The sequence below is a fragment of the Belnapia mucosa genome, assembly GCF_016775475.1.
Classification (GTDB): Bacteria; Pseudomonadota; Alphaproteobacteria; order Acetobacterales; family Acetobacteraceae; genus Belnapia; species Belnapia mucosa.
The window spans coordinates 32,066-58,309 of sequence record NZ_JAEUXJ010000009.1 but is presented as its reverse complement, the minus strand read 5'-3'; the positions used below and the strand labels follow the sequence as shown (position 1 = coordinate 58,309).

At 70.9% G+C, this 26,244-nt stretch carries 25 protein-coding genes; 11 read left to right on the top strand and 14 right to left on the bottom strand.

The genetic code is table 11. The features are described 5' to 3' along the window. The first annotated feature begins 332 nt into the window (after nt 1-332). From JMJ55_RS19455 to JMJ55_RS19440, 4 genes are read left to right on the top strand one after another with little or no spacing between them, the layout of a single operon-like run. The gene (locus JMJ55_RS19455; RefSeq protein WP_202827261.1) at nt 333-1,064 is read left to right on the top strand and encodes a hypothetical protein; all 732 of its coding nucleotides are present in this window, start codon (nt 333-335) and stop codon (nt 1,062-1,064) included. Next, complete coding sequence (locus JMJ55_RS19450; RefSeq protein WP_202827260.1) at nt 1,064-3,271, top strand: glycosyltransferase; 2,208 nt, start codon at nt 1,064-1,066, stop codon at nt 3,269-3,271. The genes JMJ55_RS19455 and JMJ55_RS19450 overlap by 1 nt, the downstream gene beginning before the upstream one ends. A 1-nt stretch (nt 3,272) precedes the next feature. Beyond that, entirely contained in the window at nt 3,273-3,698 is a 426-nt protein-coding gene (locus tag JMJ55_RS19445; RefSeq protein ID WP_202827259.1) for a hypothetical protein, read from the top strand. A 14-nt stretch (nt 3,699-3,712) separates the two neighbouring features. Further along, on the top strand, nt 3,713-6,184 hold the full coding sequence (locus JMJ55_RS19440) for an FkbM family methyltransferase (RefSeq protein WP_202827258.1): 2,472 nt from the start codon (nt 3,713-3,715) through the stop codon (nt 6,182-6,184). Here JMJ55_RS19440 and shc read toward each other — a convergent pair. The 4 genes from shc to JMJ55_RS19420 all read right to left on the bottom strand — a co-directional run bounded on the left by shc (nt 6,179) and on the right by JMJ55_RS19420 (nt 11,644). After that, entirely contained in the window at nt 6,179-8,182 is a 2,004-nt protein-coding gene (gene shc / locus JMJ55_RS19435; protein WP_456237081.1) for a squalene--hopene cyclase, read from the bottom strand. The two genes, JMJ55_RS19440 and shc, sit on opposite strands and share 6 nt — an antisense overlap. Before the next feature lie 150 nt (nt 8,183-8,332). After that, nucleotides 8,333-9,487, bottom strand: a complete 1,155-nt coding sequence (locus JMJ55_RS19430) for a glycosyltransferase (RefSeq protein ID WP_202827257.1) — start codon at nt 9,485-9,487, stop codon at nt 8,333-8,335. Continuing rightward, nucleotides 9,484-10,479 (bottom strand): hopanoid-associated sugar epimerase, encoded by a 996-nt coding sequence (hpnA, locus tag JMJ55_RS19425; protein ID WP_202827256.1) that lies wholly within the window; start codon nt 10,477-10,479, stop codon nt 9,484-9,486. The genes JMJ55_RS19430 and hpnA overlap by 4 nt, the downstream gene beginning before the upstream one ends. 43 nt (nt 10,480-10,522) lie before the next feature. Further along, nucleotides 10,523-11,644, bottom strand: coding sequence for an RMD1 family protein (locus tag JMJ55_RS19420; protein ID WP_202827255.1), 1,122 nt, complete (start codon nt 11,642-11,644; stop codon nt 10,523-10,525). 120 nt (nt 11,645-11,764) lie between these two features. Here JMJ55_RS19420 and JMJ55_RS19415 point away from each other — a divergent pair, with 120 nt between their 5' ends. Then, complete coding sequence (locus JMJ55_RS19415; protein ID WP_202827254.1) at nt 11,765-12,340, top strand: ABC transporter substrate-binding protein; 576 nt, start codon at nt 11,765-11,767, stop codon at nt 12,338-12,340. Between the two features lie 4 nt (nt 12,341-12,344). Here JMJ55_RS19415 and JMJ55_RS19410 read toward each other — a convergent pair whose 3' ends face one another. Genes JMJ55_RS19410 through JMJ55_RS19395 form a run of 4 tightly spaced genes read right to left on the bottom strand, consistent with a single transcriptional unit; the run spans nt 12,345 to nt 16,668 of the window. After that, a complete protein-coding gene (locus tag JMJ55_RS19410; protein ID WP_202827253.1) occupies nt 12,345-12,794 on the bottom strand; it encodes a DNA polymerase III subunit chi in 450 nt (149 codons plus the stop codon). A 5-nt stretch (nt 12,795-12,799) separates the two neighbouring features. Next, nucleotides 12,800-14,215, bottom strand: a complete 1,416-nt coding sequence (locus JMJ55_RS19405; RefSeq protein ID WP_202827252.1) for a leucyl aminopeptidase family protein — start codon at nt 14,213-14,215, stop codon at nt 12,800-12,802. Between the two features lie 4 nt (nt 14,216-14,219). After that, complete coding sequence (locus JMJ55_RS19400; RefSeq protein ID WP_202827251.1) at nt 14,220-15,119, bottom strand: hypothetical protein; 900 nt, start codon at nt 15,117-15,119, stop codon at nt 14,220-14,222. A 46-nt stretch (nt 15,120-15,165) separates the two neighbouring features. Beyond that, nucleotides 15,166-16,668 carry a leucyl aminopeptidase gene (locus tag JMJ55_RS19395; RefSeq protein WP_202827250.1) on the bottom strand — a complete coding sequence of 501 codons (1,503 nt, stop codon included), beginning with the start codon at nt 16,666-16,668 and terminating at the stop codon, nt 15,166-15,168. A 193-nt stretch (nt 16,669-16,861) separates the two neighbouring features. Between JMJ55_RS19395 and cysQ the strand changes: the two genes are divergently transcribed. The 5 genes from cysQ to JMJ55_RS19370 are packed head-to-tail and all read left to right on the top strand — an operon-like array spanning nt 16,862 to nt 20,911. Beyond that, complete coding sequence (gene cysQ, locus JMJ55_RS19390; RefSeq protein WP_202827249.1) at nt 16,862-17,620, top strand: 3'(2'),5'-bisphosphate nucleotidase CysQ; 759 nt, start codon at nt 16,862-16,864, stop codon at nt 17,618-17,620. Continuing rightward, complete coding sequence (locus JMJ55_RS19385) at nt 17,617-18,588, top strand: L-threonylcarbamoyladenylate synthase (protein ID WP_202827248.1); 972 nt, start codon at nt 17,617-17,619, stop codon at nt 18,586-18,588. Before cysQ ends, JMJ55_RS19385 begins: the two co-directional genes overlap by 4 nt. A 7-nt stretch (nt 18,589-18,595) precedes the next feature. Further along, nucleotides 18,596-19,372 (top strand): DUF7168 domain-containing protein, encoded by a 777-nt coding sequence (locus JMJ55_RS19380; protein ID WP_202827247.1) that lies wholly within the window; start codon nt 18,596-18,598, stop codon nt 19,370-19,372. Next, nucleotides 19,369-19,803 (top strand): hypothetical protein, encoded by a 435-nt coding sequence (locus JMJ55_RS19375; RefSeq protein ID WP_202827246.1) that lies wholly within the window; start codon nt 19,369-19,371, stop codon nt 19,801-19,803. The genes JMJ55_RS19380 and JMJ55_RS19375 overlap by 4 nt, the downstream gene beginning before the upstream one ends. A 43-nt stretch (nt 19,804-19,846) precedes the next feature. Beyond that, a complete protein-coding gene (locus JMJ55_RS19370; protein WP_202827245.1) occupies nt 19,847-20,911 on the top strand; it encodes a ketopantoate reductase family protein in 1,065 nt (354 codons plus the stop codon). A 7-nt stretch (nt 20,912-20,918) separates the two neighbouring features. Here JMJ55_RS19370 and JMJ55_RS19365 read toward each other — a convergent pair whose 3' ends face one another. Continuing rightward, nucleotides 20,919-21,293, bottom strand: coding sequence for a c-type cytochrome (locus tag JMJ55_RS19365; RefSeq protein ID WP_202827244.1), 375 nt, complete (start codon nt 21,291-21,293; stop codon nt 20,919-20,921). 45 nt (nt 21,294-21,338) lie between these two features. Beyond that, complete coding sequence (gene htpX / locus JMJ55_RS19360) at nt 21,339-22,259, bottom strand: zinc metalloprotease HtpX (RefSeq protein ID WP_202827243.1); 921 nt, start codon at nt 22,257-22,259, stop codon at nt 21,339-21,341. 93 nt (nt 22,260-22,352) lie between these two features. Between htpX and JMJ55_RS31670 the strand changes: the two genes are divergently transcribed. After that, complete coding sequence (locus JMJ55_RS31670; protein ID WP_268885359.1) at nt 22,353-22,622, top strand: succinate dehydrogenase assembly factor 4; 270 nt, start codon at nt 22,353-22,355, stop codon at nt 22,620-22,622. A gap of 201 nt (nt 22,623-22,823) precedes the next feature. On the opposite strand, the gene acs is transcribed toward JMJ55_RS31670, so the two are convergent. From acs to JMJ55_RS19335, 4 genes are all read right to left on the bottom strand, one after another. Beyond that, on the bottom strand, nt 22,824-24,758 hold the full coding sequence (gene acs / locus JMJ55_RS19350) for an acetate--CoA ligase (protein WP_202827242.1): 1,935 nt from the start codon (nt 24,756-24,758) through the stop codon (nt 22,824-22,826). A gap of 225 nt (nt 24,759-24,983) precedes the next feature. Beyond that, nucleotides 24,984-25,337 carry a Rieske (2Fe-2S) protein gene (locus JMJ55_RS19345; RefSeq protein WP_202827241.1) on the bottom strand — a complete coding sequence of 118 codons (354 nt, stop codon included), beginning with the start codon at nt 25,335-25,337 and terminating at the stop codon, nt 24,984-24,986. Continuing rightward, nucleotides 25,334-25,822 carry a GFA family protein gene (locus tag JMJ55_RS19340; RefSeq protein WP_202827240.1) on the bottom strand — a complete coding sequence of 163 codons (489 nt, stop codon included), beginning with the start codon at nt 25,820-25,822 and terminating at the stop codon, nt 25,334-25,336. Before JMJ55_RS19340 ends, JMJ55_RS19345 begins: the two co-directional genes overlap by 4 nt. A 4-nt stretch (nt 25,823-25,826) precedes the next feature. Next, on the bottom strand, nt 25,827-26,243 hold the full coding sequence (locus JMJ55_RS19335) for an EVE domain-containing protein (protein WP_202827239.1): 417 nt from the start codon (nt 26,241-26,243) through the stop codon (nt 25,827-25,829). Nucleotide 26,244 lies beyond the last annotated feature (1 nt).

The following is a 26,244-nucleotide window of genomic DNA, read 5'->3' as shown; positions in this document are numbered from 1 at the left end:
CAATAGCGAAGAATCCACAGGCGCTCCCGACCCTGTGCATCGCGGAAAAGGGCGGTTGGCTGCGGGTTTCCGCCGGGGCCACCGGCGGCGTTCCACTTTTGCCCCCCAATTTCATCCACAGCGCGCGCAGCCGGCTGTGGGGGAAGCTGTGGATGGAGTGTACCGATGATCGGCACGCCGCAGGTCGTTGCCGCAGCGGCTGACTGCACCGGATCGGGCCGGCCTTCCAGCCGGCTGAGGATTTCGTGCCCAATTCGCATTTTTCCGGATGCGGAAGCATTCCATATGAAATAAAATCGTTGCGAGTTCCTTACAAGCGCGAGGGAGGGTCCATGAACACCGCGCTGCTGCATCCCATCCCCGCACCCGACAGCTTGAGCCGCCCCGAAGCCGCCCCGCCTGGCGGTGGCCGGCCCGACCTCGCCCTGGCCGAGACCCTGCTACGGGAGGGCGCGGTGCCCGCCGCCCAGTCCCTGCTGCGCGGCCTGCCCCGTGTCGCCGCCAGCCGGGCAGAGGGAGTTTCCCTCACCTATGCCGCGGCCTGCCTCGACCCGGAATTCCGCCAGCATATCGCCCAGGCCGATACGGCGCGGGACCGGCGGCAATGGCCCGAGGCCGAATATGGCTATTGGCGCGCCCTCAGCCTCTACCCGCTGCATGCCGGCTACCGGGTGCAATATGGCCATGCCCTGAAGGAACAGGGCAAGCTGCCGGATGCCGAGGTCGCCTATCGCTCGGCGCTGGCCCTGGACCCGGAGGCGGCCGCCGATCTGCGCCGGCATATCGCCCATGTCGCCGGGCTGCTCGGCCATGCCGAGGCGCCCGATCCATCGCCCCGCCCGCCCGCCCCGCACCCGCTGGAGGAGGCGCCCTGGAGCGAAGATGTGGAACTGGCCCATGCCCTGCTGCTGCACCGCCCGCCGCAACTGGTCGAGGAGGTGCTGCCCCTGCTCCGCACCGCACCAACCCGGCGTGCCCTGCTGCTGGCGGTGATGGGGCGGGAGGAGATGGCGCGTGCCAATCGCGACCTGATGCTGCTGCTGGCCGAACAGGACGCCCGCTGATGCCGCCCGAGGCCAGCCCCCAGGTCACTATCGTCATCAACACCTGCAATCGCGTGGCGCATCTGCGCAGCGCCCTGCAGGGATTGCGCGGGCTGCGCGGCGCCCGCTTCGAAGTGGTGGTGGTGAACGGCCCCTCCACCGACGGCACCGCCGCGCTGCTGGCCGAATGGGGCGCGGGGATCAAGCTGCGGCATTGCCCGGAGCAGAACCTCTCGCTCTCCCGCAATATCGGCATCGCCGCCGCCGCCGGCGAGGTTGTCGCCTTCATCGACGACGATGCGGTGCCGCATCCCGATTGGCTGGCCCACCTCCTCGCGGCCTATGCGGATCCGGCCGTGGGGGCAGTCGGCGGCTATACGGTCGACAATACCGGCACGCGCTGGCAGGCCCGCAAGACGGTCTGCGACCGCTTCGGCAATGCGCACCCTGTCTCCGACTTCTTCGATGAGCGGCCGCTGAACCGGCCCGGCACGCCGTTCTATCCCAGCCTGCTCGGCACCAATTCCAGCTTCCGCATGGCGGCGCTGCGGCAGGTGGGCGGGTTCGATACCGCCTATGCCTATCTGCTGGACGAGACCGATCTCTGCCTGCGGCTGGTCGATGCCGGCTGGCAGGTGCGCTACGAGCCGACCGCGCTGGTCTTCCACCAATTCGCGCCGAGCGGCATCCGCAATGCCGGCCGCATCGCCCGCACGCTCTACCCCTCCGCGGTCAGCAAGGCCTATTTCGTCGCCCGTCACGGCGCGGCGCAGAATCCCGGCCGCGTCGCCGGGGAGCTGGAGCGCTACCGGACCGAGCTCCTCGACTGCAATGCCTGGTTCGAGCGGCATGGCGAGATCGGGCCGGAGCACCGGCGCTCGCTCGACCAGGATCTCGCGCTCGGCCTGCAGGATGGGCAGGCCCTGGCCCGCACCAAGGGCCACCGCGCCCGGGCCGACCTGCCGGAAGATGCGGCGCCGGAGCCCTTCCTGCCCTTCGCCCCGGCGCCAGGGCTGCGCATCTGCATGGTCAGCCAGGGCTGGCCCCCGGCCACCGATGCCGGCATCGCCCGCTGGACCGCGATGGTCGCGCGGGAACTGCTGCGGCGCGGCCATGTGGTGCATGTCATCACCCGCGCCGAGGCCGAGGAAAGCGTCGTCCAGCAGGACGGGCTCTGGCTGCATGCGTTGCTGCCCGAGGAGGCGGGCGCCGAGGCGCTGATGGCCGATCTCGGCCTGCCGCCGAACATCGCCGCCTGGAACAACCGCGTCCGGCGGGAGGTGGAGGCGCTGAAGAATTTCGGCCTCGACGTCCTGTCCTTCCCGATCTGGGATCTGGAGGCGATGGCCTGCCTGCACGACCCCGATCTCGGCGTGGCGATGAGCCTGCATACCAGCTACGCCCTGGCCCGGCCCTTCAAGCCGGACTGGCTGGCGCGGCCGCTCTACGAGCATTTCATGGTGCGGCGGATGATCGCGGCGGAGGCGCGGGCGCTGGCTACGGCGCCGCTGCTGCTGGCCAATTCGTGCGCGGTGGTCGCCGATCTGGAAGCCGCCTATGGCCTGACCCTGCCCGAGGCGCGGGTGGTGCTGGCGCCGCACGGCACCGAGGACCTGCTGGCCGGCCGAGCGCCGCCGCCGCCCCGGCCGGGCTGCCGCATCCTCTTCGTCGGGCGGTTCGAGCCGCGCAAGGGCTTCGACCTCGCGGTGGAGGCGGCGCTCGCGGTGTTGGAGGCGCTGCCGGAGGCGGAGTTCACCTTCGCCGGCGGCCTGCCCGACCGGCAGGGCTCCGCTGAAGGCCCGCTCGCCGCCCTGCTCGCCCATCCCCGCGCCCGCTTCCCCGGCCTGCTGGAGCGGGAGGCGCTGGAGACGGCTTATCGCGCCGCCGACCTCGTCCTGGTGCCGAGCCGCTACGAGTCCTTCGGCCTGGTGGCGATCGAGGCGATGGCGGCCGGCACGCCGGTGGTGGCGCTTGCGGCCGGTGGTTTGGCCGAGGTGGTCACCGATGGCGTCGATGGCCTGCTGGTCCCGGATGGGCCGGAAGCGGCGGAGGCGCTGGCCGCGGCGCTGCTCGACCTTGCCCGCGACCCGGCGCGCCGCGCCCAGCTGGCCGCCGGCGCCCGCCACAGCTTTGAGACGCGCTTCACCATCGCCGCCATGGTGGATCGGCTGGAACCCGCCTTCCAAGCGCTGGCCGCCGCCGCGCGCAACCGGCGGGAGGCCGCCTGAGATGCAATTCGACGCCGATGCCGTCCACCGCCTGCTCGCCATGCTGGAGCCGGGTGCGCCGGCGCCGGGTGAGGCCGCACGGCTTGCTGCCGAGGTGGGGTCCTGGCCGGAGATGCTGGCGCATCTCCTGCTCCGCCGCGGCAGCTTCGAGCCCTGGCCGGAGCTCTCGGCCGCGCTGCGGGCGCCGATGGCGCGCTTCCGCGGCGGGCCGCTGAACCGCCGGCCGCAGGCCCGCGCCGCCATGGACGTGCAGCGCCAGGAGGGCAGCCAGCAGGCGCTGGAGGCGGCGCTCGCCGCCCTGATCGAGGCCGAGCGGGCGCGGGCTGAGCCGGTGGCGGCCGCCGATGCCGCGTTGCGCGCCCATGTCGAGGCCCGGCCGCGCGGCGGCTTCGACCTGCATCATCGCATCCGGCCCGGGCAGGGCTGACGGGACACAGACTGATGGACGAGCGAGAGGGCCTGCTAATCGGCGGCGGGGACGCGGCCGGTTTTCGGGAATTGGCCTGGCGCAGCGGCGGCCGGTGGAGCAGCCGCATCAGCCCCTATACCCGGCGTGCCACGCTGTATGCCGGGGCGGCCGGGGCCTGGATGGAATTCCACCTGCCGCAGGGCCGCTGGCGGCTGATGCTGGTCCGCCATGGCTGGTCCGGCCATGTGCTGGTGCGGGAGGCGGGGCGCTATGCGATCCACGACCTCTACGCGCCCGAGGCCGAGAGCGGGATGCTGGAGATTCCGGTCGAGGCCGCCGGCGAGGCGGAGCCGGTGCGGATCGAGGCGACCGGCATGCGCCACCCCGATGCGCGCGCCTGCCAGCTCTGGTTCCTCGGCCTGCGCAGCGGCGCCGGCGTTTACCATCCCGAGCTGGGCCGGAAGGCCAGCCCGCATTGCCGGCTGATCGAGGCCGCCGAGGGCCGCTTCCTCGCGCTGCGGACTGATACCGGCGTCGCCGACTACCTCGCCGCCGCCGGCACCTGGGAACCGGACAGCCTGCGCATCTTCAGCCGCCATGTGCCGGGCAGCCGGGTGGTGGTCGATGTCGGCGCCAATATCGGCCACCACAGCATCGCCCTGTCGCGCCTGGTGCCGGGCGGCCGCGTGCTGGCCTTCGAGCCGCAGATGCAGATGTACAACCTGCTGAATGCGAATATCGCGCTGAACGGCTGCGCCAATGTCACGCCCTTCCGCATGGGGCTCGGCGCGCGGGAAGCGGTGCTGCGGATGTATCCGATCAGCTATGGCGGCTTCGCCAATTTCGGCGCCCTCGGCATCCGGCCGGACGAAGCGCCGGAAGGCGAGGCGGTGCCGGTGCTGCCGCTGGATGCGCTGCTGGAACGCCAGGGTATCCCGCACCGGGATGTCGGCTTCCTCAAGATGGATGTGCAGTCCTACGAATTCTTCGTGCTGCAGGGCGCGGCGCGGGTGCTGGAGGAAGCGCGGCCGGCGGTCTATTGCGAGATCGCGCCGCGCTCCATGCGCCGCGCCGGCTATGACTACCGCGAGATCTATGCGCTGCTGGACCGGCTCGGCTATGGCTTCCTCGACGATGCCGAGGCGCCGCATGCGCCGCCCGACTGGGATGGCGAGAGTGCGGCGGAGTGGAACATCCTCGCCCTGCCCGACCGGCAGCGCGCGCCGCTGGTGCTGGACCGCGCGCCGGCCTCCCCTGCGCCGGCCGCCCCGCCCCCGGTTCACCGCGTCGCGCTCGACCTGCCGCCGCCCGCTGCGCCGGCCGCCTGGCCCGAGGCGGAGGGCTTCGCCCTGCCGACCCGGATCAGCGACCTGCCGCGCTTCGCCGCCGGCACCGAGCCCTTGATCGACGAGCAGGAATCCGGCGCCTGGGCCTTCATCTGCCGCGACCCGGCGCTGCTCCAGCGCATCGGCGCCTGGTTCGGCCGCGACCCGGCCGGGCTGACCCTGAAGATCTGGCAATACCCCTATCAGGGCGACGACCTGCGCGGGGTGAACTGGGGCCGCTACTTCAACCTGGCGCATGAGCCGGGGCTCGACATCCGCAGCCAGGGCAATCTGCTGCTGTCGCTGAAGGCGCAGAATTTCGCCGCCATGGCCGGGCTGGCGCCGCGCATCCATGGGCTGTTCCTGCTGGAAGGCCCCTGCGGCACGTTGCATCCCGGCATCCTGACCGAGGATGCGGCGCTGCTCCGCCACGATGCCGAGCCGCCGCTACCGGAGGATCTGCATGGCCGGATCGCTGAATTCTGCGCCCGGCACGGGCTGAACCCACCCTTCGGCGACCTGGCGACGCCGGGCAACCACCGGCTCGGCACCTGGGTCGATTGGCAGTATGCCTATCCGACCGAGGCGCATGTGGAATTCCTCCGCACCCACTACCTGCGCCACACCCAGTTCGGCGAATCGAAATACCAGACCGCACCCGGCCTCGGCATCGGCGAGGGCATCCGCGACACGCTGCGGCGGGTGGGCGACCTTGGCCTCGACCGGATCGAATTCGGCGGCGCCACGGTGCTCGATATCGGCTGCAATGGCGGGCAATTCCTGAACTATGCCGCGGCGCGCGGGGCCCGGCATGGGCTCGGGCTCGACTGGCCGGAGACGGCGCGGGCAGCCGCCTATGCCTCGAACCATCTCGGGCATTTCAACATCGACTACCGCGGCGCCGCGCTGCATGAGGGGCTGCCCGAGGGCATCGGCGGCCTCGATGTCGTGCTCTACCTGGCGATGGTGACGCATCTCGGCGTGCCGGACTGGCTGCACGGGCTCGGTCGCCGCCTCGTGCTCGAGATCAACCACGCCCACCAGGTGGAGGCGACGCTGGCCGCGCTCGAGCCGCATTGGTGGCTGCGCTTCGTCGGCAAGGCGAGCGACCATGGCGACCGGGCGATCTACCACGGCTTCAGCCGCCGGCACTTCCCCCGAGCGCCTGAGGGCTTATAGCCCCCAGGCTACCCGCCGCGAATTCCCGCGCCGCAGGTTCCGCAGCCGCGCCAGCGCCCAGAGCGGAAACAGCCGCGCATAGCCGTGGTAGCGGAGGTAGAAGACGCGCGGGAAGCCGGTGCCGGTATAGTCCTCCTCCGGCCAGGCGCCGTCCGGTCCCTGGTTCCGCAGCAGCCACAGCGCGCCGCGCTCGACCGCCGGGTCATCCGTCGCCCCCGCCGCCATCAGCGCCAGCAGCGCCCAGGCGGTCTGGCTGGCGCTGCTCGGGCCCATGCGGCGGTCCGGGTCGGCGCGGGTGCCGCCGCGGCGGGGATAGGTCATCCCATCCTCGCCCCAGCCGCCATCCGGGTTCTGCGCCGATTTGAGCCAGGTGACGGATTTGCGCATCGCCGGATGTTCGGGCGGCAGGCCGGCGGCGTTCAGTGCGGTGACGGCCGACCAGGTGCCATAGACATAGTTGACGCCCCAGCGGCCATACCAGGCGCCATCCGGCTCCTGCTCGCCCAGAAGATAGGCCACCGCCTGCCGCACCACCGGGCTGTCCGGCGAATGGCCGAGCTGCGCCAGCATGGCGAGGCAGCGGCCGGAGACATCGGCGGTCGGCGGGTCGAGCAGCGCGCCATGATCGGCGAAGGGGATGCTGTTCAGGTATTGGTGGGTGTTGTCGGCATCGAAGGCGCCCCAGCCGCCGCCCTTCGACTGCATCCCCACCACCCAGTCAGTGGCGCGGGCGATGGCCGCTTCCAGCTGCGCCGCCTCGGCCCCGGCCGCCGCCCCCTTCCGGGCGCGGTCGAGGGCGAGGACCACCGCCGCGGTGTCGTCCACATCGGGGTAGTGCGGATTGGCATATTGGAAGGCCCAGCCGCCGGGCGGCACGCCGGGACGCGCCTCGGCCCAGTCGCCCTCCAGATCCGTCACCTGCCGGTCCAGCAGCCAGCCGAGGCCGCGCCCCGCCGCCGCCTCGGCCTCGGCGCCGCCGGCCTCCAGCAGGGCATGGGCGACGAGGGCGGTGTCCCAGACCGGGGAGAGGCAGGGCTGCACATAGGTCTCGTCGCGGTCCGGCCGGTCCATGACCAGCTTCTCGACCGCGGCCCAGGCGGTGACCAGGCGCGGATCGTCCTCCGGGACGCCGAGGCAATGGTACATCCAGATGGCATTGGCCATGGCCGGGTAGATGGCGCCCAGCCCGTCCTCGCCATTCAGCCGCTCGGTCACGAAGGCCTCGGCCCGGGCCTCGGCCCGGGCGCGCAGCGCCTCGGGGATCAGGCCATGGGCGCGCTGGAGGACCCCATCCATCTTGCGGAACAGGGTGCGCCAGGGCTCGGCGGCATGGGCGCCACCCGGCCAGTCCCGCACCTGGGCGGGCGGGGTGCGGAACAGCTCGGCAATGCCGACGCCCAAGGGCGCCAGCGGCTGCGGCCGGCGCGCCATCGCCACCGTCAGCGGCACCAGCACGGTGCGGGCCCAGTAGCTGATCTTCGACAGGTGGAAGGGGAACCAGCGCGGCAGCAGCACGATCTCGGGCGGCATCACCGGCACCGCCTGCCAGGGCACCTCACCGAACAGGGCGAGGGTGGCGCGGGTGAAGACATTGCTGCGCTCCGCCCCGCCGGCGGCCAGGATCGCCTCCCGCGCGCGGGCCATATGCGGCGCATCGGCCGGGTCGCCGATCAGGCGCAGGGCGAAATAGGCCTTCACCGAGCAGGAGATGTCGATCGGCGCGCCATGGAAGAGCGGCCAGCCGCCGCCGCAATTGGCATCCTGCTGCGCCTGGATGCGGCGGAGGTAGCGGCCGATCCGCGCCTCCCGCGCCGGGTCGCGGCGGCCGAAGAAGCGGCAGAGCATGAGGTATTCGGCCGGGATGGTGGCATCCGCCTCCAGCTCGAACACCCAATGCCCATCGGCTTGCTGGCGGGAGAGAAGATGCGCCGCGGCGGCATCGATGGCGGCTTCCAGCGGCTCCGGCACCAGCGGGCCCAAGGGTCCGTCCGGCGCCAGGTCCTGCCGCAGCGCCGCCGCGGCGAGATCCTGAATCGTGGACAAGGCAGACAAATCCCCTCTCGGTCAGCCCCGAGGCTGGCCTGTCATCGAATCGAATAAGACTTCCTATCGCGCTTGCGAAGAGTAAGCCCCCGGTATGGCTGCGGATTAATCCAGACCTGTGGCACGATCCGCGCGTGGACCGGCCTCCCCCTTCCACATGCCACCCCGACCCCGCCATTCCGCCAGGGCCGAATCCAGGGTGAACGCCATATAGGCCGCCGCGATGCCTGGCAGGGCGAAGCCGCGTAGCGGCGAGAGGCCGAAGCGCAGGAGGGTCGGGGCGAAGGCCAGCGCCATCGCCGCCCAGCCAAGCAGGCCGAGCCAGCGCGCCGGCCCCGCCGCCAGCAGCGCCAGCAGCGGCGGCGCCAGGAAGATCAGGGCCAGGGCCGCGATCATCCCCGCCAGCAGCAGGGGGTTGTAGCCGAGCTGGGCATAGGCCGTCCGCGCCACCATCCGGCGGATGGCATCGAGACCCTCATAGGGGCGGAGGCTCTCGACCCGCTCCGTCAGGCCGGTCCAGATCGGTCCCACCGCCTTCATCCGCCGCGCCAGGGCGCAGTCATCGATGATCGCGCCGCGGATCGGGGCGAGGCCCCCGGCGCGTTCGAAGGCCGCCCGGTCCAGCAGCACGCAGCCGCCGGCCGCCGCCGCCGTCCGCGCCCGCGGGTTGTTCGACCAGCGGAAGGGGTAGAGCATCTGGAAGAAGAAGATGAAGGCCGGGATCAGCCAGCGCTCCGCGGCGCTGGCGCAGCGCAGCCGCGCCATCAGCGAGACCAGGACCAGCCCCCGCGCCTCGGCCCGCTGGACCAGCCGGCGCAGGCTGTCCGGGACATGGCGGATATCGGCATCGGTCAACAGCAGCCGGTCGGGCACCTCGCGCAGCGCCTCGGCCAGGCCCTGCTCCAGCGCCCAGAGCTTGCCGGTCCAGCCCGGCGGCCGGGCCCGGCCCGGCACCACGGTCAGGCGCGGATCGCCCCCGGCGGCGGCCAGTGCGGCAGCGCCGGTGCCATCCGTGCTGCGGTCATCGACCACGACCAGGCGGAAGGGCCCGGGATAATCCTGGGCCAGCAGGCCCTGGACAGTGGCGCCGATCGTCTCCGCCTCGTCCCGCGCCGGGACCAGGGCGACCACGGCGGGCCAGCGGGCCGGGTCGGGCAGGCTGGCGGCGTCGCGGTCGTCATCCCGCGCCAGCCAGAAGAAGCCCCGGCCGAGCAGCAGCACGGCCCAGGCGAGCAGGGCGGCCAGCGCCAGCCATATCATCGCCGCAGCATCCCCTCCTCGCGGAACCAGGTAACGGCATCGCCCACCGCCTCCTGCCAGGGCCGGGCCCAATGGCCGAGCACCCGGGCGGCCTTGGCGGAGGAGAAATACATCGGCCGCGCCGCCATCCGCAGCCCGTCCAGGGTCAGCATCGGCTCCCGCCCCGTGGCGCGGGCCCAGGCCTCGGAGGCGAGGGCCGCCGGCCAGAGCGGGGCGCGGGGCAGGCGCACCGGGCGGCGGCGGCCGAAGATCGCCGCGATCCGCGCCAGCAACTCGCCGAGCGGGACGTCCTGGCCGCCGAGGATATGCCGCTCCCCGATCTCGCCCCGGGTCAGGGCGGCGACGCAGCCTGCCGCGACGTCATCCACATGCACCAGGTTGAGGCCTGTATCGACATAGGCCGGCATCTTCCCCCGCGCCGCCTCCAGGATGATGCGGCCGGTCGGCGTTGGGCGCCGGTCGCGCGGACCGATGGGGGTGGAGGGGTTGACGATGACCGCGGGCAGGCCGGCTTCCGCCACCAGCCGCTCGACCAGCCGCTCCGCCTCGGTCTTGCTGCGCTTGTAGGGGCCGATGGCCTGGGCGGGCGTCGCGGCATCCGCCTCGGTCGCCGGCTTGCCATCGGCGCGGGGCTTGAGGGTGGCGACCGAGGAGACATGCACGATGCGCCGGCAGCCCTCGGCCAGGGCGGCGCGCATCACCGCCTCGGTCCCCGCCACGTTCACCGCCCACATCCGGGCCGGGTCGGGGACGAAGATGCGGTAGTCGGCGGCGCAATGGATGGCGGCCTCGCAGCCCCGCATCGCCTCGGCGACCGAGGCGGCATCGGTCAGGTCGCCCGGGATGAACTCCACCGGCAGGCCGTCCAGCACCGCCCGCGGCGTATCCGGCCGGACCAGGGCGCGCACCGGATGGCCGGCCCCGGCCAGCGCCCGCGCGATGGCGGAGCCGAGGAAACCCGTCCCGCCGGTCAGCATCACCGTCTCCGCCATGGCTCCCCGCGCCCGATCCGGCCGGGGTTGTGGCCGGAAGCCGTCAGTGCCGCAACAGGGAGAGGATGATCTCGACGGCGATCAGGACCAGGATCGCGATCTCCAGCAGCTCCGCCCGGCCGCCGGCGGCCTCGCTATGCAGGGCGGTATAGGTCTCGCGGATGATGGCCAGCTTGCGGTCCACCGCGGCGCTGACATTGGGCACCCGGAAGAGGTCGATGGCGGTCTCATAGACCCGGGCGAGATAGACGTCCTCGGTGACCTGGAGGGCATTGTCCACCCGCTCGGTCAGCTCCGAGACCTCGGCGACCAGGGTGTGCAGCCGCCGCGCGAGCCGGGCATAGCGGCGGGAGGCGAGGAGGCTGGTGCGCCGCCGGGCCGCCTCGACCAGGTCGCGCATGCGCGGCAGCTCCTCGTCCAGCATCTCGTCATAGGTCCGCATCTCCAGCAGCTGGGCATTGGCCATCTCCAGCACATCGGCCACATCGGTCTCCCGCTGCGGCTCCAGGATGAAGGCGCGGTCCCAGGTGATCACCGCCAGGTCGTCCGGGTGGTAGGAGAAGCGGTGGCGCAGCAGCTCCCCCCGCGCGCCCTCCGAGAGCGGCCGCTCCTCGCCCGAGAGGAGGGGGATGAGGTCGAGGCGGCGGAGCAGCATCTCGGCGGTCAGCGGCTCCTCGAAGCCATCGACCAGGGCGATCAGGTAATCCTCCTGCAGCGGCGCGGCGGTCGGGCGGTCCAGCGCCTCGCGCAGCAGGGGGGCGAGCTCGGCCAGCAGCCGGTCCCAGATCGCCGGCGGCGCGGCAGGGCCGACCGCGGCATCCATCCGGTTCACCAGCCGCGTGTAGTCGTCCCAGGGCAGGTCCTGCACCGGCAACCGCAGGGTCAGGGTGGCGATGCCGAAATCATAGAGCCGCACCCCCGCCGCCGCGGTCATCGCCTGGCCGCCGATCTCGAGCGTGACGGGCCCCAGCTCCAGCGCCAGCGGCGGCACGCCGAAGGAGACGGCCTTGGGCGGGGTGCCGATCAGCCGGCTGCGGGCGCTGGCCCCGCCGCTGCGGCTGGCCCAGAGCTGCTCCGCCCGCTTCAGGTCGATCTCATAGGCGATGTCGAAGAGGCGGAGCGCGATGACCGCCCCCGACCGCACCCGCAGACCATCCTGTCCCACCCGCCGCTCCCCCTGTTGCCGGGCGGGACTATGCCCCAGCCCGGGATCGGCCGCCTGTGACCCTTGTGATGCACCCCCCGGATCGCGCCCCCCAGGCCGGGCATGCTAAGGCGCGGCCCCATGATCTCCCTTGCCCGCCGTGCCCTTCCGGCCCTGCTCCTCCTCCCCGCCCTGGCCCGCGCCCAGGCGGCGCCGATCGAGCGGCTGCATGCCGCCCTGCTCGATGTCATGCGGAATGCCGGGGCGCTCGGCGTCCGCGGGCGGGAGCAGCGGCTGCGGCCGGTGATGGAGCAGGTCTTCAATCTGCCGGCCATGACCCGGATCGCGGTCGGCCCGGCCTGGACCGGCTTCTCCCCGGCCGAGCAGGAGGCTTTGGTCACCGCCTTCAGCGACTGGTCCATCGCCACCTATGCCAACCGCTTCGACGGCTATGGCGGGGAACGCTTCGAGACGCTCGGCGAAAGCGCCCGGCCGAATGGCGACCAGCTGGTCAACACCCGGATCGTCCGGCCGAACGATGCGCCGGTGGCGATCAACTACCTCCTGCGGGAGGGACGGATCGTCGATCTCTACCTGACCGGGACGATCAGCGAATTGGCCAGCCGCCGGGCGGAATTCGCCACCATCCTGCGGGATGGCGGGGCGGCCCGGCTGGTGGAGGAGCTGCGGCGGCGGACGGCCGGGCTGCTGCGCTGATCGCTCAGGCCTTCTTCTCCCAGCCCCGCGCGCCCTGCTGCCAGTAGGACAGCGCATGGCCTGCCGCCTTCGCCGCGCTCCAGCGGCGGCGGGCGGCGGCGACGGCGGCCTCGTCGGCGCCGTCGAACAGGTCCAGCACGCGGTCGTAGTCCGAAAGCCGCGTGCTGTCGGCGCCGTCCACCAGCACCAGGAAGCGGGCGCCGTTCGGGGCGGGTGCATCCTCGGCGGTCAGCCAGATCGGCTGCATGGCGGCATGGCCGGATTTCGCCGAGCCATGCGGCAGCCAGTCCGGATCGGTCGAGGTCCAGAGCGCATCGTCCAGCGCCGCCACCCGCTCCTCGCTGCCGCAGAGCACCACCGCCCGCCCGCCGGTGCCCAGCACCCGGCCGAGCAGTTTCGGCAGGGCCAGCTCCAGCGGCAGGCGGGTGAGGTGGTAGAAGGCGACCTCGGCCATCGGGCTTAATGCTCGAAATACATGGCGACCAGCGCATCCAGCAGCCGCGCCCCGAAGCCGCTCGGCCCGCGGGGACCGAGCGCCACCGCTTCCGCCCGGTCATCGACCCCGGCGATGTCGAGATGCGCCCAGGGCAGTCCGCCGGCGAACTCCCGCAGGAAGGCCGCCGCATGGCAGGCATCGGGCTGGCGCGTCCCGCTGGCGCATTGCTTCAGGTCGGCGATGGCGCTGGCGAGATCCTCGCGGTGCCGCGCCCCGATCGGCATGGGCCAAAGCAACTCGCCCACCGCCTCCCCCGCCGCCTGGGCCTGGGCCAGCAACCGCTCATCCGTGCCGAACAGCCCGGCGCGATGCGCCCCGAGCGCGGTGACGATCGAGCCCGTCAGCGTCGCCAGGTCGAGCACCGCCCCCGGCTGGAAGCGCTGCGCGTAGTGCAGCGCATCGGCCAGCACCAGCCGCCCTTCGGCATCGGTGTCGATCACCTCCACGGTGCGGCCGGAGCCCATGCGCAGCACATCGCCCGGCCGGTAGGAGGCTGGTCCGACCGCATTCTCGGCGAGCGCCAGGATGGCGATGGCGGGCGCGGGGGAACGGCGCAGCGCCAGGGCCAGCATCGCCCCGGCGCAGGCGGCGGCGCCGGCCATGTCGGCCTTCATCGCCTCCATCCCCGCCGCGCCCTTGATGCTGATCCCGCCGGTGTCGAAGCAGATGCCCTTGCCGATGAAGACCAGGGGCGGGGCCGCCACGCTGCCGCGCCAGCGCAGCACCGCGAGGCGCGGCGGATTCTCGCTGCCGCCGCCGACCGCGAGCAGCCCGCCCAACCCCTCCCGCGCCAGCCGCTTGCGGCCGAGCACATCGACCGCGATGCCGTATTCGGCCAGCGCTTCCAGCCTTGCGGTGAAGGCGCGGGTCGTCAGCGCATTGCCCGGCTCCATCGACAGGTCGCGGGCCAGCAGGCAGCCCCGCACCCCGGCCGAGGCGCGGTCCCAGAGCGGCACCACTGCCTCCGGGTCATCGACGATGAGGTCGAGCCGGTGCGGGCCGGGCGTGGGCTTGCCGCGATAGCGGTTGAAGCGCCAGGCGCGCAGGCAGGCCCCGGCGGCGAGGGAGGCGGCGGCGACAGGCGGCAGGCCGCGGGCATCGATGCCGAAGCGCCGCACTTCCCCGGCCGCGGCGGCGGCATGGCCCCCGGCCTCCTCCCAGTCGAGGGGCCGGCGGGCGGCGCCGGTGCCGAGCAGCATCACCCCCCGCTCCGGCAGCAGCACCGTCTGGCCGGCAGCGCCGGCGAAGCCCGCCGCCTCCGCCGCCGCCCGCAACGCGGCCGGCACCGCGGCGGCATCCGACAGCGGCAGGGCGAGCGGCGCCCGCGCATCCTCGCGCGACGCGCGGCGCAGCTTCACCGTCAGCATTTCAGAAACCACTTCATCAAATATCCCCAAGATCTCTCGAGGATAATAGATCATCCACAACATAGCTGATTTGCTTCAGTGATATCGTCTTAATTAAATCTTCTAAAATTGACAGAAATACGCCGACTGCATTCCCATTTACAATGTATAATGGACATTTATACAATCTATTCTTTTCACCAACTGTGTTGCTTTGAATCACAGTATAATCAATTTTCTCAAGCCTGCTGCCTTCGTCGCTTCTATAGTACTCGTACATATCGCCGTAGAAAATAATCACTGGTATTATCATGCAGAGATCTATCAGTTCAGAATCAGATACATATTGGAAAAGCTCCAATGAATCTTTCTCGATTACTTCTGATGCTCTATATAACCTCGCCATCGCAGATGAAATCTGACCCAAGTCAAAATCATGGGGTTTATCTCCATTATTATTAACTACTACTGCTGAGCGAGCGGGTTGTTGAATTTGAAGTTTTTCAGAAAATCCGCTTATTAAGCAAAATCTACTGCGAAATTCATAATTTTCTTTGAAGATAGAAATAACACTGTATATATCATCACTGTCAAAAGATGACCATGGGGAAGAAAATACAACTAGGGGTCTGCTATACTTTTTTGCATCCATAACCACGTTAGTTGTTATATTTATGTGCTCGAAATTATATCTTTCATCACTAATTTTTATAGTTCTGTTTTTCAGTGCAATAAAATCAATCTCCTCAACAATTCCTTCTTCACTTCTTATTCTTGGATTCGCAATGTATTCCCAATCATGCTCGATGAGCTTTGAGGCAGTTTGTAGCTCCGAAGGAAATCCGGTTTGTTTCTCAATTTTTTCTTTCAGTTTATCGACACTGTAAGAAACCGAATTTTCGGCGATGTTTGCAGCGCTAGAAATTCCATTGGTCACGTTCCCACTTCTGTCTATTTTATTCGAAGATTTCTTCATTGCAACATCAGCCTTCGTAATGCTCGGCGACCAGCCGGTCGAGCAGCCGGACGCCGAAGGCCGTCGCCCCTTTCGGCGCGGTCGGCAGGTCCTTGCTGCTCCAGGCGACGCCGGCGATGTCGAGATGCGCCCAGGGCATCGGCCCCGCCTTGGTGTCGATGAAGCGCTGGATGAATTGCGCCGCGGTGATCGACCCGCCCGGCCGGCCGCCGACATTCTTCATGTCCGCGATCTCGGATTTCAGCTGCTTGTCATAGGCATCGCCGAGCGGCATCCGCCAGCAGGCCTCGCCCACCGCCTTGCCCGCCGCCATCAGCCGCCCGGCCAGCTCGTCATCGTTGCTGAACAGGCCGGCATGCTCATGGCCGAGCGCGATGATGATGGCACCCGTCAGCGTCGCCAGATCGACCATGAAGCGCGGGGCGAAGCGCGTCTGGCAGTAATGCAGCACATCCGCCAGCACCAGCCGGCCTTCGGCATCGGTATTGATGACCTCGACCGTCTGGCCGCTCGCCGTCGTCACCACATCGCCCGGGCGCTGGGCATTGCCGCCCGGCATGTTCTCGACCAGGCCGACGATGCCGACCGCATCCACCTTGGCCTTCCGCCCCGCGAGCGCCGCCATCAGCCCGATGACGGTGCCGGCGCCGGCCATGTCCCATTTCATGTCCTCCATCCCGGCCGCGGGCTTGATGGAGATGCCGCCGGTATCGAAGGTCACGCCCTTGCCGATGAAGGCGACCGGCTTCTGCCCCGGCTTCTTGCCCTTCGAGGCGCCGTTCCATTGCAGCACCACCATGCGCGGTTCCTGCGCGCTGCCCTGGGCGACGCCGAGGAAGGCGCCGAAGCCGAGCTTCTTCATCTCCTTCGGCCCGATGATCTCGACCGTGAGGCCGAGGCTTTCCAGGGCGCGGCAGCGCTCCGCCATCTCCGGCGGGTTCAGGATGTTCGGCGGCTCGCTCACCAGGTCGCGGCTGATGAAGACGCCATCGGCGATGGCGCGCAGCGGCGCCCAGGCCGCCTTGGCCGCGCTCCCGGCATCGGTGGCGATGGCCAGGCGCTCGAGCTTCGGCTTGTCCTCCTCCTTCTCCGTCGTGCGGTAGCGGTCGAAGCGGTAGCTGCGCAGCAGCAGGCCGAGGCCGAGCGCCGCGGCGACCGGGGCCGAGAGCGCCTCGGCGGCGACCACCGCCTCCCGCTCCGCCTGGACCAGGGCATGGAGGGCGCCGCCCGCCGCCTCGGCGGCCTCCGGCGTGATCTCCTTGCCGAGGCCGATGGCGACGATGCGGCTCGGCCCCGCGACTCCATCCGCCAGCGCCGGGGCCCAGAGGGTGCAGCTCTGCCCCTTGCGGCCCTTGAAGCCGGCGGCTGCCAGCACCCGCGTCACCGCCCCGCCGCTCGCCGCGTCGATCGCCTGCGCGAGCCCGGAGAGCGCCTCCGCCCCTTCGCCGATGGGCAGCACCAGCGCGCCATGGCGGGGCAGGGCGGGCTTCACGAAAGCGATGTCGATCATGCGGCGGGGGTTCCGGCAGAAGGGTTATAGCATTTTCAAGTCCGGCGGATGCGCCGGACGACTCGGAAAATGCGGCCAAACAATAGGCAGATCGCTTCCACCTGTGCACAGCACGGGTGGAAGCGGTCTGGCCGCCGAGGATAGCACCCTCCGCCGCTGGCGGGAGGCGGGGCGGGCAGGTAAAGCTGGGCGCATGGACGATGCCCCCCTGCTGGAACTCGCCGCCGGCCTCGCCCGCCGCGCCGCTGCCGCGATCGAGGCGGTGCGCCGCGCCGGCTTCGTGGTGGACCGCAAGACCGATGAGAGCCCCGTCACCGAGGCCGACCGCGTCGCCGAGGCGCTGATCGTCGAGGGGCTGCGCGCCGCGACGCCCGACATCCCGGTGGTGGCGGAGGAGGAGGTGGCCGGCGGCGTCGTCACCGCCGCCTGCCCGGCCTTCTGGCTGGTCGATCCTTTGGATGGCACGCGGGACTTCGCCAAGGGCCGCAGCGAATATGCCGTCTGTATCGGCCTTGTACGGGACGGGCGGGCGGTGCTCGGCGCGCTCGCCCTGCCGGCCACTGGCGAGGTCTTCGGCGGGCTGCTCGGCGCCGGGGCCTGGAAGGAGGATGCGGCGCCGCGCCGCCCCATCCAGGCCCGCCGCCCGCCGCCCGAGGGGCTGACGGTGCTGGCCAGCCGCCAATATGCCGACGATCCGCGCATGGGCCCCTTCCTGGCCGGCCGCCCGGTCGCGGAACGCCGCAGCGCCTCCTCGGCGCTGAAATTCTGCCGGGTGGCGGAAGGCGCGGCGGATCTCTACCCCCGCTTCGGCCCGACCATGGAATGGGATTCCGCCGCCGGCCAGGCGCTGGTCGAGGCCGCGGGCGGGGCGGTGACGCTGGTGGATGGCACCCCCCTCCGCTACGGCAAGCCGGACTGGCGCAACCCCGACTTCATCTGCCGCGGCGCATGACGGAGCGGCTGACGCCCGCCGAGCTGGGCCGCGCCGCGGCGCTGCTGCGCGCGGGTGAGTTGGTCGCCTTCCCGACCGAGACGGTCTATGGCCTCGGCGCCGACGCCCGGAACGCGCGGGCCGTCGCCGGCATCTTTGAGGCCAAGGGCCGGCCGCATTTCAACCCGCTGATCTGCCACTACCCGGAAGCCGAGGCGGCCTTCGCCGAGGTCCGCGCCGATGACCGCGCCCGGCGCCTCGCGGCGAGGTTCTGGCCAGGGCCCCTGACCCTGGTGCTGCCGCGCCGGCCGGAATGCCGGGTGGACCTGCTGGCTGGGGCGGGGCTCGATACGCTGGCGGTGCGGGTGCCGGCGCATCCGACCGCGCTCGCCCTGCTGCGGGCGGCGGGGGTGCCGGTGGCGGCGCCCTCGGCCAACCGCTCCGGCCAGGTGAGCCCGACCACGGCCGAGCATGTGCTGGCCGGGCTCGGCGGGCGGATCGCCGCGGTGCTGGATGACGGGCCCTGCGCGGTAGGCGTCGAGTCGACGGTGCTGGACCTGACCAGCGCCGGCCCCGTGCTGCTGCGCCCTGGCGGGGTGCCGGTGGAGGCGATCGAGGCGGAGCTCGGCCCGGTCGGGCGGACGCTGCCGCTCGCCGCCGCTGCGGCGACGGCCTCGCTGCGCTCGCCGGGGATGCTGCTCTCGCATTATGCGCCCGGCCTGCCGGTCCGCCTCGGCGCCACCGAGGTTGCGGCGGACGAGGCGCTTCTGGCCTTCGGCCCGCCCCTGCCAGGCGCGGCGGTGGTCTGGAACCTCTCGGAGACCGGCGACCTGCGCGAGGCCGCCGCGCGCCTCTTCGCCGGGCTGCGCTGGCTGGATGAGGCCGGCGCGGCGCGCGGCTGCCGCGGCATCGCCGCTATGACGGTGCCGGAGACGGGGCTGGGTGCCGCGATCAACGACCGGCTGACGCGGGCCGCAGCGCCGCGCTGAGCGGGCCTTGACCGCCCCCCACACCCCGCCTCATCTGCCCGCGATGGACCAGCAGACCGAACTCGCCAAGGTGAAGGCCCGCATCCGGGCCCTCGCCGCCAAGACCGTCGAGCGCGGCTGTTCCGAGGCGGAGGCCATGGCGGCGGCGGCCAAGGTGGGCGAGCTGCTTGAGGTCTATGGCCTCTCCATGGGCGAGGTGGAGCTGCGCGAGGAGGCCTGCGTCCAGGCCCGCCTGACCGTCCAGGGCACGGCGCGCATCGCGCTGCGCTGGCTCTTCCCCTCGGTGCTCCGCTTCTGCGAATGCCGCGGCTGGACCGATGGGCGGGAGGATTTCGTCCTCTATGGCCTCGAGCCCGATGTGCAGATGGCGGAATACCTGCTGCGGGTGATCGAGGGTGCGCTGGGCTGGGAGGAGGCGCGCTACCGCCAGAGCCCGGCCTATCGCAGCAACCCGCTGCCGGGCCAGGCGATCCTGCGGAGCTTCCGCTACGGCTTCGCCGACCGGGTGGCCAAGCGGCTGGATGCCATGGCGGAGGAGCGGCAGGCCTCGGTCGAGGCGCGCCGAGCCGCCGCCGCCGCCCCCACGACAGGCACCGCCCTGGTGCTGGCCAAGGCGCGCAAGGTGGAGGAGGGCTTCCGGGGCCTCGGCATCCGGCTGCGGACGGTGACCAGCACGGCGACGGTGCGGGACCGTGGCGCCTGGGGCCATGGCGCCGCGGCTGGCGGGCGGGTCGGGCTGAACCGCCCGGTCGGGGCCGATCCGGGCGCCCGCCGCCTCAAGTGAGCCGGGCCGACGCCGCGGCCCGGCGCCTCTATGCCTGGGAGGACCGGGTGGTGGCGCCGCGCGACACCAGCCTCGTGCCCTTCGCGCAGCTCCAGGCGCTGGTCGACCATGTCTGGGCCGCGGAGGGGCTGCGCTTCCCGCCGCGCGTACGGCCGCTGCCGCGCCAGGCGCGGCGCACCGTGGCGCGGGCGACGCGGCTGGCGATCGAGGCGCCCTCCGCGCTGCCGAGCTGGATCCTGCTGCACGAACTCGCCCATGCCATGACCAGCACGGCGGAGGGCGAGAGCGCCGGCCACGGCCCGGCCTTCGTCGGCCTCTACCTCCATCTGCTGGTCCGCCATGCGCGCATGCTGGAGGAGGCGCTGGCCGCCTCGCTCCGCGCCGCCGGCATCCCCTTCGACCCCGCGGCGCGGCCCGTCTTCCTCGGCTGACATGCGGGTGCGAGACTGCGTCCGACACAGGGGGAGGGATGCGATGCGGCCGAGGATCGCTTTCGTCGGGGCCGGCGCGGTGGGTGGCTATGTCGGCGGGCATCTCGCCCGGCTCGGCCATGACGTGACGCTGATCGACCCCTGGCCGGAGCATGTGGAGACGATCCGCGCCCGCGGCCTCGCCCTCTCGGGGCTGGAGCCGGAGGAGAATGTCACCGTCCAGGTGCCGGCGCTGCACCTGACGGAGGTGCAGGGCCTGTCGCGGCAGCGCCCGGTCGACATCGCCTTCGTCAGCGTGAAGTCCTACGACACGGTCTGGGCCGCGCATCTCATCGCGCCGCATCTGGCCGAGGGCGGCTTCGTCGTCTCCCTGCAGAATTGCATCAATGAGGAGCGGATCGCCGGCGTGGTCGGCTGGGGCCGCACCCTCGGCATGATCGCCGCCACCATCTCCGTCGATCTGTATGAGCCGGGGCGCATCCGCCGCACCGTCGGCCGCGGCGGCGCCGGGCGCATCGTCTTCGCGGTGGGGGAGGTGCATGGGCGCATCACCCCGCGGCTGGAAGCGCTGCGCGACATGGTCGCCGGCATCGACAGCGTGAAGGCCACCAGCAATCTCTGGGGCGAGCGCTGGTCGAAGCTCTGCGTCAATGCCATGCGGAACGGCACCAGCGCCGCCACCGGCCTCTCGGGCAACCAGTGCGACCAGGACCCGCATATCCGCCGCTTCGCGCTGCGGATCGGGGCGGAAGCGGTGCGGATCGGCGAGGCGCTGGGCTATGGGCTGGAGCGCATCCAGGGCATGGAGCCCGCCCTGCTCGCCGCCGCCGGGGAGGGCGAGCCGGCGGCGCTGGCGGCGGCGGAGGAGACGCTGCTGGAGAATGGCCGCCGCGCCCAGCGCAGCGACCTGCAGCGGCCCTCCATGGCGCAGGATATGGCCAAGGGCCGCAAGACCGAGATCGACTTCATCAACGGCTTCATCGCCGCCGAGGGCGCCAAGGCCGGGCTGGCGGCACCGGCCAATGCCGCGCTCACGGCGGTGGTGAAGCGGGTGGAGCGCGGCGAGATCCCGGCGCGACCGGAGAACATCGCCGGGATCAATCTCTGAACCGCGCCTAGCTGTTCGACTTGAGATAGGCGATCAGGTCGTTCAGCTGCTGCTCGTTCCGCAGGCCGGGATAGGACATGGACCCGGCCGGGACCACCGCCTTCGGGTTGGCGAGATAGGCGCGCAGGTTGTCCTCGTCCCAGGTGAGGCCACCCTCGGCCTTCTCCCGCATGCTGGCGGAGTAGCGGAAGCCCTCGATGCTGCCCGCCTTGCGGCCGACCGCGCCATGCAGGTTGGGCCCGACGCCGTTGCGGCCGCCGGCCTCGATCGTGTGGCAGGCACGGCACTGGTTGAAGACGCGCTGGCCGGCCGCCGCATCCTGCGCCGCGGCGGGCAGGGCGGGGGCGAGTGCCAGCGCGGCGATCAGGGCGGTGCGGAGCATGGTCCTCTTCCTCTCGGTTGGTGATGGGCCCTGGCGGAGCGCGGCTCAGCCCCAGGGGTTGCGGCGGTCGGCTGTGCCCCAGGCGCTCGGGGCCACCGGCTGCGGCCAGGCCGGGGCGGGCGGCATCATCGCCAGCAGGCGGCGGATGCGCTCCTCGGTCGGCGGATGGGTGGTAAACAGGCTGTCCAGCCGCAGCCCCGACAGCGGATTGACGATGAACATATGCGCGCTGGCCGGATGCGCCTCGGCGGTGTGGTTCACCAGCCCCTGCTTATAGTGCTCGAGCTTCTGCAGCCCGCTCGCCAGCCAGCGCGGGTCGCCGCAGATCTCGGCGCCCAGCCGGTCGGCCTCGTATTCGCGGCTGCGGCTGATCGCCATCTGCACCAGCATGGCGGCGATCGGGCCGAGGATCACCAGCAGCAGCCCGCCGATCGGGCCGAAGGGGTTGCGCCGCCCATCCTCGGTCCGGCCGCCGAAGAGGAAGCCGAATTGCGCCAGCATGCCGATGGCGCCGGCCAGCGTCGCGGTCAGCGTCATCAGCAGCGTGTCGCGGTGGCGGATATGCGCCAGCTCATGCGCGACCACGCCGGCGACCTCCTCCTCGGACAGCAGGTCGAGCAGGCCGGTATTCACCGCGACCGCGGCATTTTCCGGGTTGCGGCCGGTGGCGAAGGCGTTCGGCTGGTCCTCATGAATCACATAGAGGGCAGGCATGGGCAGGCCGGCCCGCGCCGCCAGCCCCGACACCAGCTGGAACAGGCGCGGGGCGCTCTCCGGCGCGATCGGCTCGGCATTGTGCATCGAGAGCACGACGCGGTCGCTGTTCCACCAGGACCAGAGATTGGTGCCGCAGGCGACGAGGAAGGCGATGACCATGCCCTGCCACCCGCCCAGCATGTAGCCGATGGCGAGGAACAGGGCCGTCAGCCCGGCCAGCAGGATCGCGGTGCGCAGATATCCGCCCATCGGGTGCCGCCTCTCCTCTCCTTGCGCGTTGGCGTTCGTACGGCAGGACACCAGATGAGACTGCACCCTGTCATGCGACAAGAAGGAGACCCGATGTCCGACCCCACCCCGCTGCCCCCGAGCGATCCGCCCGCCCCGGTGCCGCCGATCCCGACGCCGCCGCCCGGCCCGGAGATTCCGCCCCCGCCGGTGACCGACCCGACCGGGCCCGACATGCCCATTCCCGGCGACCCGATGACGCCGCCGGCCGGCGACCCACCGCCCGAGCAGCCGCTGCGGATGCGGGAGGTCGGCGGCCCCGCCGGCCCCGAGCCGACCCGCTATGGCGACTGGGAGCGGAAGGGGCGCGTCAGCGACTTCTGATCCCGATTCGGTCCCTGACCGGAGCGGGAACGGGCTTGTGGGTCACCGGCTGGTCAGCCCACAAGCCCTTGCGGTGAAAGGCTTTCCCGCCGTCCCGAGTCGCGCGTCAGCGATTCGTTCGCACGACTCGGGCCAGGGCCTTGATTCCAGGGCTTCTAATTTTCGCGCCCTGGACTCGGGATTCACCCCCTGTTCCAGCCTTCAGCCGACGCGGTTCGCCACCAGCTCCTGCACCACCCCGGGATCGGCGAGCGTCGAGGTGTCGCCGAGCGCCTCGGTCTCGTTCGCCGCGATCTTGCGGAGGATGCGCCGCATGATCTTGCCCGAGCGGGTCTTCGGCAGGCCCGGCGCCCATTGGATGGCATCCGGCGAGGCGATCGGCCCGATCTCCTTCCGCACCCAGGTCACCAGCTCCTTGCGCAGCGCCTCGGTCGGCTCCTCGCCGGTCTTCAGCGTCACGTAGCAGTAGATGCCCTGGCCCTTCAGGTCGTGCGGCATGCCGACCACGGCCGCCTCGGCGACCTTCGGATGGGCGACCAGCGCGCTCTCGATCTCCGCCGTGCCCATGCGGTGGCCGGAGACGTTGATCACGTCATCGACGCGGCCGGTGATCCACCAGTAGCCATCGGCATCCCGCCTTGCGCCGTCGCCGGTGAAATACATGCCGGGGAAGGTGGAGAAATAGGTCTGGATGAAGCGCTCATGGTCGCCATAGACCGTGCGCGCCTGGCCGGGCCAGCTATCGAGGATGACGAGATTGCCCTCCGTCGCCCCATCCAGCAGCTTGCCCTCGCCATCGACCAGCGCCGGCATCACGCCGGGCAGCGGCAGGGTCGCCGAGCCCGGCTTCTGCGCTACCGCCCCCGGCAGCGGCGAGATGAGGATGCCGCCCGTCTCCGTCTGCCACCAGGTATCGACGATCGGGCAGCGCTCATCGCCGACGACGCGATAGTACCAGAGCCAGGCCTCCGGATTGATCGGCTCCCCGACGGAGCCGAGGATGCGGAGCGACTTGCGCGAGGTCTTCTTCACCGGCGCCTCGCCATCGCGCATCAGGGCGCGGATGGCGGTCGGTGCGGTGTAGAAGATATTCACCTGATGCTTGTCCACCACCTCCCAGAAGCGGGAGACGCTGGGGTAGTTGGGCACGCCCTCGAACATCAGCGTGGTCGCGCCATTCGCCAGCGGGCCATAGACGATATAGGTGTGGCCGGTCACCCAGCCGACATCGGCGGTGCACCAGTAGATCTCGCCGGGGCGGTAGTCGAAGACCAGCTCATGCGTGTAGCTGGCCCAGACCAGGTAGCCGCCGGTGGTGTGCAGCACGCCCTTCGGCTTGCCGGTGGAGCCGCTGGTATAGAGGATGAAGAGCGGATCCTCCGCCTCCATCGGCTCCGGCGCGCATTCGGCCGGCTGCTGGGCAGTGATCTCCTCATACCAGTGGTCGCGGCCGTCCTGCATGGGTACGGCGGCGCCGGTATTCTTCACGACGACGACGGATTTGATGCTCGGGCAGCTCGCCAGCGCCTCATCCGCATTGGTTTTCAGCGCCACGCTGCGGCCGCCGCGCCGGCCCTCATCGGCGGTGATGAGGACCGAGCATTCGCTGTCCTGGATGCGCGACGCCAGGCTGTCCGGGGAGAAGCCGCCGAAGACGATGGAATGGACGGCGCCGACCCGGGCGCAGGCCAGCATGGCCACCGCCGCCTCGACGATCATCGGCAGGTAGATGCAGACCCGGTCGCCCTTCTTGACGCCCAGCTCGCGCAGCGCATTGCCCAGGCGGCAGACCTTCGCATGGAGTTCCTTGTAGGTGACTTTGGCATCGCTGGCCGGATTGTCGCCTTCCCAGATGATCGCCACCTGGTCGCCGCGGCTCGCCAGATGCCGGTCGAGGCAGGAGACGGAGGCGTTCAGCACGCCATCCTCGAACCAGCGGATCGCAACATCGCCGGTGAAGCTGGTGTTCTTGACCCGGGTCGGCGGCCGGATCCAGGCGACGCGCCCCGCTTCCTTGCCCCAGAAGGCGCCGGGATCGGCGGCGGCGGCCGCGGTCATGGCCGCATGCTGCTCCGCGGTCACATGGGCGGTGGCGGCGATCGCCGGCTTCACCGCGATCAGCTGGTCGTCGGACATTCTGGTGTCTCCCCTCGGGCGGGCCTTTATAGGGGCAGTTTGGCCATGCCGCCTTGAGCCGCGTCAATCGGGGAGGCGATGCCGGAAGGGCGTTGACGGCGGCATTTCGTTGCTATTACGTTCAGGCATCATCGGCCGGATTGCGTCATGGCGGCGCGATTCGAAACCGGACAGGCCAGCGCGGACGGGGCGAAGGGGGTTTTGTCCGAAAGCTGCGGGTTCAGCTCAAGCGCCCGCATCCGCCGGCACCACCAGCATCCCGTCCTCCACGCGGCTCGGCACCGCCTCCAGCGCCTGGCCGATGCAGGGGCCGCTGACGCAGACCCCGTCCTCGATCCGGAAGCGGGCGCCATGGACGGCGCAGATGATGTGGGCCTTGCGGGTATCGAGGAAGCGGTGCGGCAGTGGCTCCAGCGGCAGGCCGATATGCGGGCAGGAATTCACATAGACCACCACCTCCCCGCCCTTCCGCACGGCAAAGAGGCCGGTGAAGCGGCCGGGCGGGGCGGGGTAGCCGCGGGCGGCACCCTCGGCGATCTCCTCCACGGGGCCGAGCACCCGCTCATCCGCACCGATCATCCGGTGAGGCCCAGCCGTTCATGCCATTCGGCGATGCTCTCCTCCGGGTAGCGGTCATGCCGGCGGTCGCGCGGCCCGGCCTCCACCGCCACCCAGGGCGCCCGGAATTCCAGCATGATATGCGTCGTCTCCGGCGGCTCGGGCAGCGGCGTGTCGATGGCCGAGGCGAAGGGATGGATCAGCTCCGGCCAGCGCGCGTCATACAGCCAGAGGGCGCTGCCGCAGGTCCCGCAGAAATGCCGCTCGGCGGGGCTGCGATGCGCCCGGGCATCGCCTGGGTCCTTCAGCCGGGCATGGTAGACGGTGATGTGCTGCCGCCCGGTGACATGGAGGGAGGCGTTGTCGGCGCCGAGATTGATGGCATAGCCGCCCCCGCCCTGGGTCTTGCGGCAGATGGAGCAGTAGCAGCGCTGGTACGGATAGGGGTGCGGGCTTTCCACCCGAAATTTCACCGCACCGCATTGGCAGGACCCTTCGAGCTGCATCGCCTCACTCCCCGGCCAGATCACCCATGCGGCAGAGGATGGCCCAATGCGGGTCGGAGATGGGCATCACGGAAAGGCGCGACTGCCGGACCAGGGCGAGATCGGCCAGATCGGGCGCCGCCTTGATGGCGGCGAGCGTGACCGGCTTCGGCACCGGCCGCACCGCCCTCATGTCCACGCAGACCCAGCGGCCGGTCTCGTCGGTCGGGTCGGGATAGGCCTCCCGGACTACCTCGACGATGCCCACGATCTCCTTGCCGATATTGGAGTGGTAGAAGAAGGCGCGGTCGCCGAGCTTCATGGCACGCAGGTTGTTGGCGGCGAGCGCATTGCGCACGCCGGTCCAGGGCTCGACCCCGTTCGCCACCTGCTGGTCCCAGGAAAAGGCGTCCGGCTCGCTCTTCACCAGCCAACGGGCCATG

Coding starts and splice junctions, on each gene's coding strand:
- JMJ55_RS19455 (WP_202827261.1), top strand. CDS start 333: ATGAACACCGCGCTGCTGCATCCCATCCCCGCACCCGACAGCTTGAGC.
- JMJ55_RS19450 (WP_202827260.1), top strand. CDS start 1,064: ATGCCGCCCGAGGCCAGCCCCCAGGTCACTATCGTCATCAACACCTGC.
- JMJ55_RS19445 (WP_202827259.1), top strand. CDS start 3,273: ATGCAATTCGACGCCGATGCCGTCCACCGCCTGCTCGCCATGCTGGAG.
- JMJ55_RS19440 (WP_202827258.1), top strand. CDS start 3,713: ATGGACGAGCGAGAGGGCCTGCTAATCGGCGGCGGGGACGCGGCCGGT.
- JMJ55_RS19430 (WP_202827257.1), bottom strand. CDS start 9,487: ATGATATGGCTGGCGCTGGCCGCCCTGCTCGCCTGGGCCGTGCTGCTG.
- hpnA (WP_202827256.1), bottom strand. CDS start 10,479: ATGGCGGAGACGGTGATGCTGACCGGCGGGACGGGTTTCCTCGGCTCC.
- JMJ55_RS19415 (WP_202827254.1), top strand. CDS start 11,765: ATGATCTCCCTTGCCCGCCGTGCCCTTCCGGCCCTGCTCCTCCTCCCC.
- JMJ55_RS19410 (WP_202827253.1), bottom strand. CDS start 12,794: ATGGCCGAGGTCGCCTTCTACCACCTCACCCGCCTGCCGCTGGAGCTG.
- JMJ55_RS19395 (WP_202827250.1), bottom strand. CDS start 16,668: ATGATCGACATCGCTTTCGTGAAGCCCGCCCTGCCCCGCCATGGCGCG.
- cysQ (WP_202827249.1), top strand. CDS start 16,862: ATGGACGATGCCCCCCTGCTGGAACTCGCCGCCGGCCTCGCCCGCCGC.
- JMJ55_RS19385 (WP_202827248.1), top strand. CDS start 17,617: ATGACGGAGCGGCTGACGCCCGCCGAGCTGGGCCGCGCCGCGGCGCTG.
- JMJ55_RS19370 (WP_202827245.1), top strand. CDS start 19,847: ATGCGGCCGAGGATCGCTTTCGTCGGGGCCGGCGCGGTGGGTGGCTAT.
- JMJ55_RS19365 (WP_202827244.1), bottom strand. CDS start 21,293: ATGCTCCGCACCGCCCTGATCGCCGCGCTGGCACTCGCCCCCGCCCTG.
- htpX (WP_202827243.1), bottom strand. CDS start 22,259: ATGGGCGGATATCTGCGCACCGCGATCCTGCTGGCCGGGCTGACGGCC.
- JMJ55_RS31670 (WP_268885359.1), top strand. CDS start 22,353: ATGTCCGACCCCACCCCGCTGCCCCCGAGCGATCCGCCCGCCCCGGTG.
- acs (WP_202827242.1), bottom strand. CDS start 24,758: ATGTCCGACGACCAGCTGATCGCGGTGAAGCCGGCGATCGCCGCCACC.
- JMJ55_RS19345 (WP_202827241.1), bottom strand. CDS start 25,337: ATGATCGGTGCGGATGAGCGGGTGCTCGGCCCCGTGGAGGAGATCGCC.
- JMJ55_RS19340 (WP_202827240.1), bottom strand. CDS start 25,822: ATGCAGCTCGAAGGGTCCTGCCAATGCGGTGCGGTGAAATTTCGGGTG.
- JMJ55_RS19335 (WP_202827239.1), bottom strand. CDS start 26,243: ATGGCCCGTTGGCTGGTGAAGAGCGAGCCGGACGCCTTTTCCTGGGAC.